Below are 14,765 nucleotides of genomic sequence, written 5' to 3' on the forward strand. Positions count from 1 at the left end.
ATGAAGCGCAATCTCTCCCCCTTCCATCTGGCCTGTGCATTGGGAGCGTGCGCTGCAGCCGGCGCTTTGTATTGGGTTACTTCTGTTCCTGCTGGGTTTATCCTCCCGATTTTTATCTTGATGCGAAACAGCAATCATCGCCTGGTCTGGTTTGTTTCCGGAATATTTGCTGTTGCAGCTATCGTCGCATGCTTACTAGCATTTTCAGGTTCGACCAATCCGCTGAATCCGGCTGCACAATGGGCAGCTCTGCTTATTACAGGTCTCGGCGTAGCGCTCGCTATTGCCTGGGAAGGTAGTTCAGAGGCTGTTGAGGAGCAGATTTCCGTAGTTTCAAGAGAAAAGAATCTTGGTCTGGTTCACCCGGAAGACCTTGACATTGCGCATCAGGCTACCTCCAGAGCGTTTTGGAGCGGCTTTCCGCAGATCATCAGGTATCGCAGTTTACAACCGGACGGTAGCTATCAATGGACCGAATTCAGAGCGGAACCGGGTTACACTATTGCGGGCGACACACCCGCGAAGGTTTCGGCTCAGCACTTGCCATGGTCAGCAGCCGGGTCGATTGGCGAAACTGGCGAAGCAGCACGAATTGCGCTCGTGTTCGAGACAATTTTCGGGACCGGTTGGGCGATGGATACGACCGGACGATTTACCTATGCAACGCCCAATGCTCAGACCACTATTGGGCAGACCCTCGAGCAAATGAATGAACAGTTGACGGAGCAGGAATTTCTCGATGGAGGCGATCTCGGGTGGAAAAGAATATTCCATCCTGACGAGTATGAGCGTGTCGCAACGTCGCTCCGTCACAGCCTCAAAACAGGGGAACATTGGAACAATGAATATCGTTTGAGACGATTTTCGACTGGCGAGTATGGCTGGCATCGAGTTGCCATGAGGCCAACGCGCGGGAGCGATGGACGCGTCACGGGCTGGTACGGGATGTCTATCGATATTACAGTTTACAAAGAAACTGAGGCAGCCCTTCGCATCAGAGAGCAGGAATTGACGCAGCTCGTCAATATGCTTCCGATCCACATTATGCGGTTTTCCGGCAACGGTCGACCGATCTTTTTTAGCAAAGCAACACTGGACTACTTCGACCTTGGTGATGAATATATGGACCATTCGGAGAGCGTTTTGACGACGATGTCCGCATCCATTCATTCCGACGACAAAGAGAGGGTCCAGACAGCGCTGCGCCATGCACTTCTAACCGCCGACAATGTTGCACTGAGATACCGCTTGCGGCGTTATGATGGGGCATATCGCTGGATGGATACGCGGGCTGAAGCCATACGCGACAAGAGCGGAATCATCGTCGAATGGTATGCCGTTTCGCTCGACGTTCACGATCAGGTGCTGGCACAAGATGAACTAAGGCTTGCCCATGAAGAGCTTGCTCATGCCAGCCAAACGGCAAATCTTGCTGAATTATCGGCTTCGATCGCACATGAGGTATCGCAGCCCCTGACAGCTTTGTTATCCAGTTCTGAAGCGTGCCAGAGATGGCTTTCATTGGAGCCACCGAATGTCGCCCGGGCCCAACAATCCTTGGAGCGCATTATTCGCAGCGGAAATTCTGCGCGCGAAATCATCAGCCGCATCCGCGCGCTTTTCGCCCAATCTAACGACAACAGGCAAATGACAGATTTGCCACGGTTGATCAACGACGCTCGTGATCTTTTGGCGGAAGAATTATCGAAAAACCGGGTGAAGTTTGAATTCGAAGCCGAAAAGAATCTTCCTTTGCTGATGCTGGATCGCATTCAGGTTCAACAGGCTCTTATCAACTTCATGCGCAACGGGATTGATGCGATCAGTTCCACCTCTCAACATCGATTGCTTCGCATTAGCGTGACGCGAAAAGACGACGTCGTCGAGACTGCGATCAGTGACACGGGTTGCGGTGTGGAATCGCCGCTGCAGATATTTGAGCCATTCTTCACCACGAAGGCCCAAGGTATGGGTATGGGGCTGGCAATCTGCAGATCAATCATAGCGTCGCACGGTGGTGATCTATGGGTGGAAAAAAACGAACCCCATGGAGCCACATTCATCTTTACGCTGCCGATGGTGAACAATGACGCTTAGCAGCAGGAATTCGATCGCATCATTAATCCCGAGCCGATGATTTTGGATGGTCGTGGTGGCGCTGGAATAGGTACTGGCTCACCGCCGTAAATCAATATTCGCGGTGAACCAGTCGTTTCTCCTCTGGACGAAGGCTACCAAGGCCAGTTCAGAACTCTATTTGTTGATGAATTCCAATAGGTCTGCATTGATAACGTCCGCTTGAACGGTCGCCATGCCGTGCGGAAATCCTTTGTAGATTTTGAGTTCCGCTTTTTGCAGCAATTTGGCCGAGAGAGGAGCGGAGTCGGCGATCGGGACCACCTGGTCGTCGTCGCCATGCATAACCAACGTCGGAACGGAAATCGACTTCAAGTCTTCCGTAAAATCCGTTTCGGAGAACGCTTTGATACCAAGATAATGAGCATTTGCGGCACCTGCCATGCCCTGACGCCACCAATTCTGAATGAGCGGTTCCGAAATCTTGGCTCCTGGTCGATTGAAGCCATAGAATGGACCGCTTGCCAGATCTCTGTAGAACTCCGAGCGATTTGCAGCCAAAGCACTTCTAAAGCCATCGAATACTTCGATTGGCAGACCACCAGGATTGGACGGCGTTTTCACCATGATCGGCGGAACGGCCCCGATCAGTACAAGCTTCGAAACGCGGCCTTTTCCATACTTCGCCGTATAACGGGTCGCTTCTCCGCCGCCAGTCGAGTGGCCGATATGGATGGCATTATGAATTCCCAGATGTTCGATGACTGCAAACACGTCAGCGGCGTAATGATTCATGTCGTGTCCATCGCTGACTTGGGCAGAACGTCCGTGACCTCTGCGGTCGTGCGCTATCACGCGGAAGCCTTTGCCCAGAAAGAAGAGCATCTGGTTGTCCCAGTCATCTCCGCTCAACGGCCAGCCATGGTGAAACACGATGGGTTGCGCATCCTTGGGACCCCAATCCTTGTAGAAGATAGCCACGCCGTCCTTTGTAACGACATGATTATCGCCGGAACGAGTTTTCAGGGATTTGCTGGCCGATTGGGCGGGCGTCGAACCCAGTGTGGTGCCGGCCGCAGCAAGGGCGATGGTGCCGGACATGATTGAACGACGGGTGGCCGTCATTGATAGCTGTGTCATCTCACACTCCTAAAGGTAAATTGAAGCGACGTTTGATTTCATGAACTGATAGCTCACTTCAAAACGCTAACAGAGTTAGTTGGAGAGAGGACCTATCCTCATGATCAGCTGCGCCTCTCCCTTGGAAGCAGCATGCACCCAGTATCGTTGGATGGCTGCCAAGGTAATGATCGCTCAAAAGTGCATCGGAACAGGTGAAACGCGCAAGCCAAAATCCTGGTTTTAGGCTGGGAGAATATCGACGCTTGTATCGCTTCCTTAGACCCAAGAACAAATAGCAAGCAAAGCTGGCCCGTCTCATGATTGTCCAATTACCGCAAACTAAGGAAATGCCGGACGTCTGGAGGGTTGGTTTATGGATGAGCAGGTACCAAAAAAATGGTTGGAATGGACGAGTCTATTGCTGGGACTGGCGGTCACCTATTGTGTGTTTGCATATACTGAGCGACCGTTCATTGCCTGGAACGCGGGTGCCGTGGGCACGGTGGTGGTATGTTGCTCCGTCGTGGCGATATGCCACTATCGAACCTTTGCCGAGTGGATCAACTTTGTTCTCGGCTGCTGGATAGTGGTCACGCCTTATGCACTCGCCTTCGAAACGCAGTTTACAGTTACTTTAGTACACGTAGTTCTTGGCAGCTGCATCTCTGTAAATGCTGCAGCACAATTGATCTGTGAAAAAAGAACGCGACGCCGGTGCGGCGGTTCCAGCAGCCGCGTAAAATTCGATTGATATTTGCTTTCGCCCATTTGACTTAAATTTCTTTTGGGCAAAGGCGCTTCAGCAAAATTTTCTCGGATGGCGGGATGTCAGATTACCGAGAGGTGAATAGTCGCTAGATTTATAGGTGCCTTCATTCGGGACCCGTTTTTAGTGCGCGAAAAGCCTGCGCCTTATTTCAAAACTCAGTACCACCAACCTATACTTCAGTATCGTCAAGGTTAAACCTTCAATACGCGATTGGACACCTCCGAATAATTGTCTCCCGCAACCTCTTCCGTTCATGATCGCCCCGCATTCAATCAACCTCGTTGGAGCTCGCGGCATTGTCATTGTTCGATGGTCGAATGGCTCTCTGCCCGATCAATTAACGGTGCGCGCCTCTGAAAAGCGTCTGCACCGTTTTTCTGCCCTCACCAACGATGGAAGATTAGGAGTGCACCTAGGATAGGCACGCTCGTCAAACGGGCGCAACGGAGACATCTTATGAAACACGAGACAAGCACAAGCAAATCTGGGCCCGAAGAACTGGTACCATCGCGATATGCGGTACGTATCGGCGATATCGATGTACTGGTGGTCAGCGATGGTGTTCTTCCGCTTCCTACCGAAATGTTGGGGTATAATGCCGACGCTGCTTCACGGGCCGAATGGTTGGACGATATGTTCCTGCCCAAGGATGCGTTCGACTGGTCTTTGAATGTAGTGGTGGTGCGGAGCGGCAACCAGACTATTCTCGTCGATGCGGGATTGGGGCTCGACCCCGATCTTAACTTGCCCCGGGCGGGGCAGCTGGTGAAACGGTTGGCCGCAGCCGGTATCGATCTGGCTTCCGTAACCGATGTCGTGATTACCCATATGCATATGGATCATATCGGCGGCCTTCTTGTCGATGGTGTGAAAGAGAAGCTACGCCCCGATCTTCGCATACACGTGGCGGCTGCTGAGGTGGAATTCTGGCAGTCGCCCGACTTTACCCACGTACATATGCCTGATGGCTTTCCAGAAGCCCTTAGAGCAACGGCAAACGTTTTGCTGAAGTATATTGCAATAATCTACAAACGTTTGACGAGCAGTTCGAGGTAGCCCCGGGTGTCGTCGCCTATCGCACCGGCGGACATACGCCGGGGCATAGTGTCGTTCGGCTGGCATCAGGCGAAGATCGGCTGACATTCGCCGGTGATGCGATTTTCGCAGTGGGATTTGATCATCCCGATTGGTACAATGGTTTCGAACATGATCCGGAAGAGGCCGCCCGTGTTCGTGCACGGCTCTTGAAGGAATTGGCGGAAACTGGCGAGCAGCTCGTGGCTACCCATCTTCCCTTTCCATCCGTTGGTCGGGTGGCGCTTGAAGGTAACGCCTATCGCTGGGTTCCGGTATTCTGGGACTACTAACAGGGTAAATGCCGGACACGCTCCTGTTGGTGTGTCCGGTGTTCAGTACCAGAGAACGCGATCGGACGAAAGATGTCTTTCGAGAAACGCTCCAACTGAACAAATACAGACTGCTCATGGACGTAATATCTGAAAGAGTTATTATTGTTTTCAGCGATGTAGCGGGATAAATACCGGAAACTGTTCTGCACCAGATAATTCGCACTGGGGGCCGAGCAGATCGCTGCGCAGAAACTACGCAGCGATCTGCTGTGAGAGCGACAACGCAGGGAGGGGTTGCGTTTTTCCGACAGATACTGCCAGATCGTCGCCCCGGTTTTGATGGCCGCTGTTGTTTCAACGCGAAGAAAAGCGCCGGTTTCACTTATAAATTTTGGCTGATGAGAACATTCCCATCAGAACTGGACTTTCAAACTTGCTGCACAGGCGGCATGTTCATGCAGACTTGTGCAAGATGAGCAGGCTTGAGGACAAAGCTTCTTTTCTTCATGTTCATCCGGTTTCGCGTTGCAGGCAATCGTTTCATTCTGGCTGGGCGGATTGATCCGCACCGATGGTACCAAGGATCCCATAACTTAACCTCCCGTCAGGTTGATGGATGGAATTATGAGTGCTCAGCAGGCCATGTTTCTACCGTTTTGGCGAAGTGAAACGTTTAGATCATTGTTCAGGAAACCCTATCCCAAGGGTGGGGCGGTGGCATTGTCTTCCCGGCAACCCTTCTATCCCAGGTCATGCATACAAGAACTTCGAGCCAGTAATGGTTGGAAAGAAATCGATGACTGTCCCTTCTGCGGGATCGGGAAGCCAAACGGTGCGAAGAGAGCTAAGCCTGTACACGAGTATGGGCCTGCTACGTCTTGCATCCAATCGATCTTGCCAACCCTTGCTCCTAGCATCGCCCAGGCATCGGCAGGTCAGCCGGGCCTAACGAGCAGGGAGATTACTATGGTGCAGCTAAAACCCGATCGAAGTGTATATAAATCTCGAGGCCCTAATTCAAATGTAATCGTATCACCTGATCTCATTGAAAGAGCAGGCGTTGCGCACGAGTTGGGTAACCTCATTCAAATTGCCGCTTCGGCGCTTAACATAATCGTCCGAAAAGCCGAGGCGGATGGGCACCCTGTGCACGGCGCCGCGATAGATGGCGCCAGAGTATCGCTGGATCGCGCGGGCGTGCTCGTGAGAAACGCAATTCGTCAGGCGGGCCGTATCGAAACCACAGTTGAACCAATAGACGTTAAACGCTCACTCGTCGAAATTGGAGACCTCATTCGGGATAACTGGGCACCGGGACACAGGGTTGATATTCGGTGCAGTGAGCGTTTGCCAGCAGTCAGATGCTTATGCCTGGAACTTCAAAGTGCCATCCTGAATCTTGCGCTGAATGCTCGGGATTCCATGCCTGAAGGCGGCGAAATCATAATTGAAGCGAATGCAGTGCTACAACGCAATATGCAGCAGATCGTGGAGGTGCGGGTCTCGGACAGTGGCATCGGAATGTCACCCGACACAATCAGGCGCGCATTTGATCCATTTTTTACGACCAAAGTGTCGGGATTGGGTGGCGTTGGACTTGCACTTGTTAAACGCTTTGCTGAAGACGTAGGTGGCAGCGTGAAGCTTTTCAGTGAGGCAGGGACCGGAACCACAGTTTTACTGAGGCTGCCGGGAGCTAAATAGTTTCAAATAATAATAATCACTTATACGAGTAAGTCGTTGAAATGGAGGATCGGCACAGCCGATCCTCCAGTCGGGGAAGCAGTTTTTACTATTTCTATTTCCCCCAGAGTGTTCGTCCCCCTTCCTTAATAGGCCGTGGTGTTACAGGTGATTTCTTCCGAAGTAGTATTATCTGGCCTGTATTCGCTGGCTTGGAGGGGTTTTTACCCCGGATTTCGGTTTTTGTTGATGGATATTGCCAGTCCGACCCGATATGGTCACTCTGGGCTTGGGCACTACCTCCTACCAGAAGAAGTGCAGCAGCAATTTGGATAGTCGCTTTCATAGTTGTTCTCCAGTGTCAGACTTACGCGACATGGCGCAATATGAAAGGTAAAGGTCCCCTCTTCCTCGGACGATCATACCGTTGGACGGATATCCCTATCGGGATGGCTAGCGGAGGACAGTATTGAGCTCAGGAAAGAGCACCTTCTTGCACTGGTTCTGCGACGAAAATGGGAATATCCGCGAGTAAACGGCGCTAGGGAGCAGGACTCGGTACCCAGTAATCAGTACAGGAGTAAGGGCAGGGGCGTCGTGGCCCCTTTTGTCCGTGGGGTAATGGTTACTCTCAGATCAGCCTGTGAGCTGCCAAATGACAAGGTTTTTACGCTGCATACAGAATAAGCGGTGCAGTAATGAAGATATATATGTTTCCATAGCATGCCATCTGGCGGCGTTGGGATTAGACTCCACCGGGATGAAAGCTGAGAAGGCTGCAGCAAATGACGCTCGCTTCAACATTGAATGTACCAGGTCATAATCAGGCAATCGAAGCTGCACGGACTGTGGAGCGCGTGGTCGGAAATGCTTGGGCAACCGACAGCGCCGGCAGAATAATCTACATGACTGAATCAATGCTTTCATTGGTCGGATTTTCACTGGAACAGTTCAACGAACCGGCTGGCACTGGCACGCGTGGCTGGTCAAAACTCATTCATCCAGATGATTATGCTTATTTTGCCGCCACTCGGCTTCGCAGCCTGGAGACAGGCGAACGCTATGCCATCGAGCATCGTGTCTTGAGTTCCAGCGGCGCTTATCGGTGGTGCCGCAGCGCGGGCGAGCCGGTGCGCGATAAGGAGTCTCGAATTGTCGGCTGGTATGGAACTGTCATAGAGGCCTATGTTCCGTCGATCACAGGTGAACGTTTCACCCATGCGACGAACGCTAGTTTAGAGGGGGGCACGCAATCCGATACTGCTCAGCGGCTCGATCTCACCCATCCCGATGACCAGCTTTCGATCTCGCATGCGGCTGCACGGGCATTCTGGACAGGAGTACCGCAAATTACCAGGCACCGGCGTCGCCAACCGGATGGTAGTTATCGTTGGATCGAAACCCGGTCCGAACCTGGCTATAGCGTTAGTGTCGAAATTAGTGATCTCGTCACGGAGAGAGATTCTATTCCCCGGTCCGTCGCCGGCCCATCCGGCAATGATGAGGCAGAGCCGATGCGGTCTGCCATGGTGGTCGAGAGTATTTTTGGAAACGGCTGGGCATTCGATGCAACGGGAAGGTGGATATTCCTCCATCCATTTGCGCAAAGTTCGCTTGGCGTGAGTTTGGATTATCTCAACGAAGCTGTAGACGAGGGGCACACAGCCTGGAAACGTCTGTTGCACCCGGATGATTACCATGACGTTGCGAAGCGTTGGCTTCATTGTCTTGCAACCGGAGAAGACTTTAACGTCGAGTTCCGGTTTCGACGGGCAAGTGACGTATATGTCTGGGCGCGTACTGCCGCCCGGGCGGTGCGCGATCATAGTGGTCGCATCGCTGGTTGGTACGGAATTGCGTTGGACAATGATGTTTATAAAAAGACGGTCACTGCGCTACGGGAACGCGAGAAAAGCCTTCAGCAATTGATCGACACGGTGCCCGCACTGGTCTGGAGTACATCGTCTACAGGCACGCCAACTTATGTAAACAAGCGCTTCATCGAGGTAACAGGGGCGACGCTGCAAGATATCACAGCGCCCGACAAATTCCTGAATTTCAGTGTGATTCACCCCGACGACGTTCAGAAGGCGCGTGACGCCATGGACTATTCGTTGGCGACGAATGAGCCATATCTCCAGAGATACCGGCAGATACGAGCAGATGGCAGCTATCGGTGGACTGAAACCCGGGCCGAGCCTTTGCGCGACGAGACGGGCACGGTCGTCCAGTGGTACGGTGTCTGCGTTGATGTTGATGATTTGGTGGCTGCTCAGAAATCGCTGTCCGAGCGGGAACGCGAGCTTTCTATGCTGGTCGATATGGTGCCAAGCTTTATCTGGCGGCTCAACGCAGAAGGCGAACCCGACTACTTTAACAAGCGTTTGATTGATTTTTGTGGCGTAAGGATTGATGATCTGGGCGGGGCGCAGACGAAGCGGCGGGCCGCCGTCATCGAGAAGATCATCCACCCTGATGACCTTGAAGGCGTTTCGCAAGCTCTGACCCTCAGTATCAGTACAGGCGAGCGCTTCTCAATGAGATATCGCATTCGCCGGGCTGATGGCGTCTATCGTTGGGTTTACGGCCAGGCTGATCCATTGCGGGATAACGACGGACGAATTGTGCAATGGTATGGCTTGTCGAGCGACATTGATGATCAGGTCAATGCGGAAGATGCACTGAAGCAAAGCGAGCGTCGTTACCGAGATTTGTTTCAATACATGCCGATAGCGCTCACTCAAATCGATGCGCAGAAACTTGCTGTCCTTTTCAAGGAGTTGCGTTCCCAAGGTGTTGAGGAACTGCGGGACTATATAGACGAGCACCCGGATTTTCTTATGCGCGCTGTCGAGGCTTTGGAAGTCGAGGAGGTCAACGACCATATTCTTGGTATGTTCGGCGCAACCAGCCCAAACGAAATGTACGGTTCCGCCGGACGTTATTGGCAGCCAGGATTGGACACGATCCGTCGTTCGATCGAAGCGCGTTACCGTGGGGAAGAGGTTTTTCAGGAAGAAACAAAGGTTATGCGCCTGGACGGCAGCGTAATCGATGTCCTTTTCACAACCGCACGACCAGACGCGGTGGCTGATAAAAGCCTTGTTGGATTTATCGACATAACTCAGCGGAAAAAGGCTGAGGAAGCATTGCAAGAGCGGGAGCGCTCCCTTTGGCGGCTTGTCGAGGCCTTACCCGTGATGATCGACTGCGCGGACGCCAACGGTGAACCGATCTATCGAAGTGATCGTTTGTGCGAATTTCTCGGCTTCGGTCTCGATCAGCTTGAGGAAAATAGAAAACTCAGGACAACGCTCGATGCTGGCGTGCATCCTGATGATCTGCAGGGTGTTCTGGAGCAATATGCCCATTGTCTGGCGACAGGTGAGCCCTACGCCCGCCGGCACCGGCTGCGTCGTTTCGATGGGCAGTATCGATGGGTCGAGACACGGGCGGAGGCGATGCGCGACGGAAGCGGTAATATCGTTCAATGGAACGTTATCTGTCTGGATATCGATCGCGAAGTGCGAGCTCAGGAGGAATTGCGCCTGACCCTTGAGAAACTCGCTCGGGCGAGCCAGGCGTCCAGTCTTGCGGAGCTCTCGGCCTCGATTGCGCATGAAGTGAATCAGCCTCTGGCCGCAATCGTTGCCAATTCGCACGCTTGCCAGCGTTGGCTCATGGCTGAGCCGCCGAATACCGAAAGGGCGCTCAAGACAGTGGAGCGTATTACGAGAGATGCGACGTCCGCTGCCGAAATCGTGGGGCGCATCCGCGCATTGTTCAAGCAATCTTTCGTCGCGAAAAAGAAGATCATGCTGAGCGATATTATAAGCGAAGTTCGCGATCTGATGGCGGAAGAATTGACGCGATGGCGCATTCGCACAGTCGTGGATGCGGCTGATGGCTTGCCGTTTGTGATGGCTGATAAAGTTCAAATACAGCAGGTAATACTTAATCTTATTCGGAATGCAGTCGAAGCGATGGAGACCGTTTCGGATCGTCTTTTGACTATCGAAGTGGTTAGGGACGAAGATGTAGTCCGGACAAAAATCAGCGATAGGGGTGTGGGAATATCGCCCACGGAAAGAATGTTCGAACCATTTATTACAACGAAAGAACAGGGAATGGGCATGGGACTGGCAATTTCCCGGTCTATTGTGGAGGCACATGGCGGTCGGTTATGGGCAGAGAAAAATGAACCACAAGGGACATCGTTGGTTTTTACCCTTCCAGTCGTCATGAAAGCTGTAGCCGTATGAGCGAAGGTCAACTGGTATTCATCGTAGACGATGACGAGCGCATTCGGGAGGCCCTGGAGGAGTTGCTGGAGTCCTACGGCATGCACACCATGGCATTTGGGTCGGCGGCAGATTATGTCAATGCGCCTAAGCCCGATGTTTCCTCGTGCCTCATACTGGACGTGAAATTGCCCGACATCAACGGCTTGGAACTCCAAAAGCAAATTTCGACAGGAGACCATCCTCCCATCGTATTCATTACGGGACATGGTGACATTCCCAGTTCCGTTCGCGCCATGAAAGGTGGTGCAGTCGATTTTCTGACCAAGCCTTTCAGCGACGTGAAACTCATGGCGGCGATCCGTGCTGCGATAGCGCAGGATTGTGAAACACGTGCCAATCGATCGGAAATTAGTGAGTTGAGACAACGTTATCGCGAGCTCACCGCCCGCGAGCGTGAAGTGCTGCCGCTCGTTGTCAGTGGGCTCCTCAATAAGCAGGCAGCAGCCGAACTTGGCATAAGAGAAGTCACACTGCAGTTGCACAGAAGAAATGTCATGCAAAAAATGGCAGCCGCTTCGCTTGCTGATCTTGTACGCATTGCGGACAAATTGAGGATCCCGATTACCCATGCTCGGCGATCGAAAGGAGACGAATGATGATCAACGACAGACTCGTGATCGCAGTTGTCGATGACGATTCCCGCTTGCTGGAATCCATGGAGGATCTGCTGGAAGCGACTGGCTATACGGCCCGGTGTTACTCGTCAGCTGCCTCTTTGTTGACGCGGGGGCTTGCTGGTGTGGATCTGATTATTACCGACGTTGGTATGCCAGATATCGATGGGTTCGAGCTCAGAGAAATCGTGCAGGAAATTCATCCCGATTTACCAGTTTTTCTGATCACAGGCCGTCATGAAATTGCCGATCAGGAACGTGCTCAGGGTGTTACGGGGTTTTTCCGTAAGCCGTTTGATGGGCAAACTTTGCTAACCGCTATCAGCGACGCACTCAATGTACGCCGAACGGAGGGTTGATATGAGAACCGAACAGTACGCGCGGAACCACAAACCAGCACTGCCTTTGCAACCTGCTAAGGAGACAGAGCAGCCGTTGGTCATCATAGTCGATGATGATGAAGCCGTAAGAGAGGCTCTTTCTGATCTCATCTTGTCCGCAGGGTTTCGGCCCGTTGCCTTTGGGTCCACGCGTGAGCTCGTGGGAACGGAACTATTGGAAGCACCCGGTTGCTTGATCCTCGATGTGCGCATGCCGGGGACAAGCGGATTGGATTTACAACGTCAACTGGCACAGAACGGCAATCCCAAACCGATTATCTTCCTGACAGGCCATGGCGATATCCCTATGACTGTGGAAGCGATGAAAGCTGGCGCTGTGGATTTTCTCACGAAACCGGTCCGCGATCAGACACTGCTCGATGCAGTCGCTTCGGCAATTGATATGGATGCGCGACGGCGAGCGCGATCCGTCATTGTCAAACGGAATATCGAACGTCATATGACATTGACGCCGCGTGAACGCGAAGTTTTGCGGGAAGTCGCAAGAGGCCGCCTCAACAAGCAGATCGCTTTCGATCTTGGTATCAGCGAAGTGACAGTGAAACTTCATCGTGGAAACGTGATGCGGAAGATGGAGGCATCTTCCATCGGTGAACTGATCAGGATCTGGGAAACCCTGCCATTGCCAATCCAAAGGTCCTGAACGCGAGCGCCAGCCAGACAATCTCCGTGCGAAAGATAGCTCGAACTCAAAACGCAGCGAGTTCCTTCGCGCGCCGCTCCACTAGGTCACAGAGAAGACGTACACGCAGGGGGACCTGGTGTTTGAATGCGTGGACGACATTGAAAGGCATTGGTTGAATTTTCAATTGCCGTCCAAATTCAACCAGTTTTCCCTCTTCAAGTTCGTCTTTGACGATGCAGCGCATAACAACGGCCGCGCCGATACCATGTCTCGCAGCCGCTTTCAGTGCCTGCCCCGTATCACAGGCGATGGGGCCTGTCGGAGTGACCTCACTTCCATCTGATAGTCTTATCTTTCTCGAAATGCCGTTTAATTCATATCGTGCAAAAGGCACGCGGGATGCTTCCTCTGCAGTGCTTGGCGAGCCGTGTTTTTTCGCGAATGGGGGCGAGCTGACCATAATCATTTTGAAATCAACGAGCCGCCTGATCATAAGGTCGCTGCTAGCAACAGTTCCAACCCGAAATGCAACATCGTAATCGTCGCGGATAATATCGACATGTTGGTCCGTGAGGCCGATTTCAAGTTGAATTGCTGGATATCGAACTGCGAAGTCAGACAATATCGTTTCAAGGAACAGCGGTGCAAGTTCGCTGGGCATACTAAAGCGGACACGACCGGATATCTCCTTTGAAGCGTTTATGTCGTCCCCGGCCATATTGAGCTCACGAAGTAACGGGGACAATCGCTCAAAAAGTGAATGTCCATCCGCGGTCAGCACAAGTGTGCGGGTGGATCGAAGGAAGAGGCGGGTTTGTATCAGCGTTTCAAGCCTTGCCACGCTTCTGGAGACTGCTGACGGTGACGTTTTGAGCAGCCGGGCGGCTGAGCTGAAGGTGCCCGCTTCCACGGTGCGGACAAATGCGAGAAGACCGGCCGTCTCATTCAACAGGTTTGCCATTCAAGCTCCGGGAGCAAAAGTGAAGTACCCAATCACTGACTAATGAAACGGAATTCAATCCATATTTTATCCTCAGATCAATATGGAGAAAGTATATGGGTATTCTCAACAACAAGGTTGCTATCATCACGGGTGGTAACAGCGGAATTGGCAAAGCGGCGGCTAAACTTTTTGTCGAGAACGGGGCACGGGTCGTAATAACAGCGCGACGCCAAGACGTTCTGGATAATGCGGTGAGCGAAATAGGGGGAGATGTCGTTGGCATTTGTGGCGATGTATCCGATTTGGCCCATCATAAACGGGTTGCGGAGGAGGTCTCTCGCCGTTTTGGTGGGTTCGACATCTACTTTGCCAATGCAGGCGTCATCGATTTGAAGCCGTCAGAAGCAATATCGGAAGCGAGCTATGATCGGCATTTTGACGTCAATACCAAAGGCGTATTCTTCGGCGTTCAAACCCTTTTGCCACTTATGCGCGACGGTGGGACAATCATCGTCACCAGTTCTCTGGCTGCGACTAAAGTGCTTCCCGATCACACGGTCTATGCGGGCTCGAAGGCTGCCGTGGTCGCTTTCGTGAAGAACTGGACACTGGAGCTCAAAAACCGGAGAATACGGGCGAACGTCATTAGTCCTGGGCCAACGGATACTGAAATCCTTGGGAAGCTGGGCATACCGGATGCTGAGCGTGGGCCATTTCTCAGTAAGATGGCTGAAACGATCCCAGCAGGGAGAATGGGAACCAGCGAGGAATTGGCGGAAGCCGCTCTCTTCCTCGCTTCAGATGCAAGCGCTTTCATCAACGGCATCGATCTTCATGTCGATGGTGGAATGGGGTTGATCTAAAAAAGCACTCGCCTGC

10 protein-coding genes and 1 pseudogene are annotated in these 14,765 nt (G+C 52.5%); 9 read left to right on the forward strand and 2 right to left on the reverse strand.

What is annotated here, in order from left to right; translation table 11 throughout:
* On the forward strand, positions 1-2,097 hold the full coding sequence (locus ACS5UA_RS05690) for a PAS domain-containing sensor histidine kinase (protein WP_112700885.1): 2,097 nt from the start codon (positions 1-3) through the stop codon (positions 2,095-2,097).
* Between the two features lie 156 nt (positions 2,098-2,253).
* Here the strand turns inward: ACS5UA_RS05690 and ACS5UA_RS05695 are convergent, their stop codons facing one another.
* Positions 2,254-3,216: an alpha/beta fold hydrolase gene (locus ACS5UA_RS05695; protein ID WP_273771188.1), complete on the reverse strand. Its 963-nt coding sequence runs from the start codon at positions 3,214-3,216 to the stop codon at positions 2,254-2,256.
* 355 nt (positions 3,217-3,571) lie between these two features.
* Here ACS5UA_RS05695 and ACS5UA_RS05700 point away from each other — a divergent pair, with 355 nt between their 5' ends.
* The 7 genes and pseudogenes from ACS5UA_RS05700 to ACS5UA_RS05730 all read left to right on the forward strand — a co-directional run bounded on the left by ACS5UA_RS05700 (position 3,572) and on the right by ACS5UA_RS05730 (position 12,961).
* Entirely contained in the window at positions 3,572-3,949 is a 378-nt protein-coding gene (locus ACS5UA_RS05700) for an SPW repeat domain-containing protein (protein WP_100650916.1), read from the forward strand.
* A 474-nt stretch (positions 3,950-4,423) separates the two neighbouring features.
* A pseudogene (locus ACS5UA_RS05705) lies at positions 4,424-5,334 on the forward strand (MBL fold metallo-hydrolase).
* 948 nt (positions 5,335-6,282) lie between these two features.
* Positions 6,283-7,020, forward strand: coding sequence for a sensor histidine kinase (locus ACS5UA_RS05710; RefSeq protein WP_273771187.1), 738 nt, complete (start codon positions 6,283-6,285; stop codon positions 7,018-7,020).
* Positions 7,021-7,784: 764 nt separating this feature from the next.
* Complete coding sequence (locus ACS5UA_RS05715; RefSeq protein WP_273771186.1) at positions 7,785-11,261, forward strand: PAS domain-containing protein; 3,477 nt, start codon at positions 7,785-7,787, stop codon at positions 11,259-11,261.
* On the forward strand, positions 11,258-11,899 hold the full coding sequence (locus ACS5UA_RS05720) for a response regulator transcription factor (protein WP_112700882.1): 642 nt from the start codon (positions 11,258-11,260) through the stop codon (positions 11,897-11,899). Before ACS5UA_RS05715 ends, ACS5UA_RS05720 begins: the two co-directional genes overlap by 4 nt.
* A complete protein-coding gene (locus tag ACS5UA_RS05725) occupies positions 11,899-12,276 on the forward strand; it encodes a response regulator (RefSeq protein ID WP_006471454.1) in 378 nt (125 codons plus the stop codon). The genes ACS5UA_RS05720 and ACS5UA_RS05725 overlap by 1 nt, the downstream gene beginning before the upstream one ends.
* A 1-nt stretch (position 12,277) precedes the next feature.
* Positions 12,278-12,961 carry a response regulator transcription factor gene (locus tag ACS5UA_RS05730; RefSeq protein ID WP_112700881.1) on the forward strand — a complete coding sequence of 228 codons (684 nt, stop codon included), beginning with the start codon at positions 12,278-12,280 and terminating at the stop codon, positions 12,959-12,961.
* A gap of 46 nt (positions 12,962-13,007) precedes the next feature.
* Here ACS5UA_RS05730 and ACS5UA_RS05735 read toward each other — a convergent pair whose 3' ends face one another.
* Positions 13,008-13,904, reverse strand: coding sequence for a LysR family transcriptional regulator (locus tag ACS5UA_RS05735; RefSeq protein ID WP_112700880.1), 897 nt, complete (start codon positions 13,902-13,904; stop codon positions 13,008-13,010).
* Between the two features lie 95 nt (positions 13,905-13,999).
* On the opposite strand from ACS5UA_RS05735, the gene ACS5UA_RS05740 reads away from it, so the two are divergent.
* Positions 14,000-14,749 (forward strand): glucose 1-dehydrogenase, encoded by a 750-nt coding sequence (locus tag ACS5UA_RS05740; protein WP_112700879.1) that lies wholly within the window; start codon positions 14,000-14,002, stop codon positions 14,747-14,749.
* The last annotated feature ends 16 nt before the right edge of the window (positions 14,750-14,765 follow it).

Origin of the sequence: Brucella sp. RRSP16 (assembly GCF_052246815.1) — a bacterium.
GTDB classification, from domain to species: domain Bacteria; phylum Pseudomonadota; class Alphaproteobacteria; order Rhizobiales; family Rhizobiaceae; genus Brucella; species Brucella intermedia.

Excerpts from the sequence above, each read along its gene's own strand:
- ACS5UA_RS05695 (WP_273771188.1), bottom strand. The coding sequence starts at position 3,216 with ATGACACAGCTATCAATGACGGCCACCCGTCGTTCAATCATGTCCGGC.
- ACS5UA_RS05735 (WP_112700880.1), bottom strand. The coding sequence starts at position 13,904 with ATGGCAAACCTGTTGAATGAGACGGCCGGTCTTCTCGCATTTGTCCGC.
- ACS5UA_RS05730 (WP_112700881.1), top strand. The coding sequence starts at position 12,278 with ATGAGAACCGAACAGTACGCGCGGAACCACAAACCAGCACTGCCTTTG.
- ACS5UA_RS05725 (WP_006471454.1), top strand. The coding sequence starts at position 11,899 with ATGATCAACGACAGACTCGTGATCGCAGTTGTCGATGACGATTCCCGC.
- ACS5UA_RS05690 (WP_112700885.1), top strand. The coding sequence starts at position 1 with ATGAAGCGCAATCTCTCCCCCTTCCATCTGGCCTGTGCATTGGGAGCG.
- ACS5UA_RS05710 (WP_273771187.1), top strand. The coding sequence starts at position 6,283 with ATGGTGCAGCTAAAACCCGATCGAAGTGTATATAAATCTCGAGGCCCT.
- ACS5UA_RS05740 (WP_112700879.1), top strand. The coding sequence starts at position 14,000 with ATGGGTATTCTCAACAACAAGGTTGCTATCATCACGGGTGGTAACAGC.
- ACS5UA_RS05720 (WP_112700882.1), top strand. The coding sequence starts at position 11,258 with ATGAGCGAAGGTCAACTGGTATTCATCGTAGACGATGACGAGCGCATT.
- ACS5UA_RS05700 (WP_100650916.1), top strand. The coding sequence starts at position 3,572 with ATGGATGAGCAGGTACCAAAAAAATGGTTGGAATGGACGAGTCTATTG.
- ACS5UA_RS05715 (WP_273771186.1), top strand. The coding sequence starts at position 7,785 with ATGACGCTCGCTTCAACATTGAATGTACCAGGTCATAATCAGGCAATC.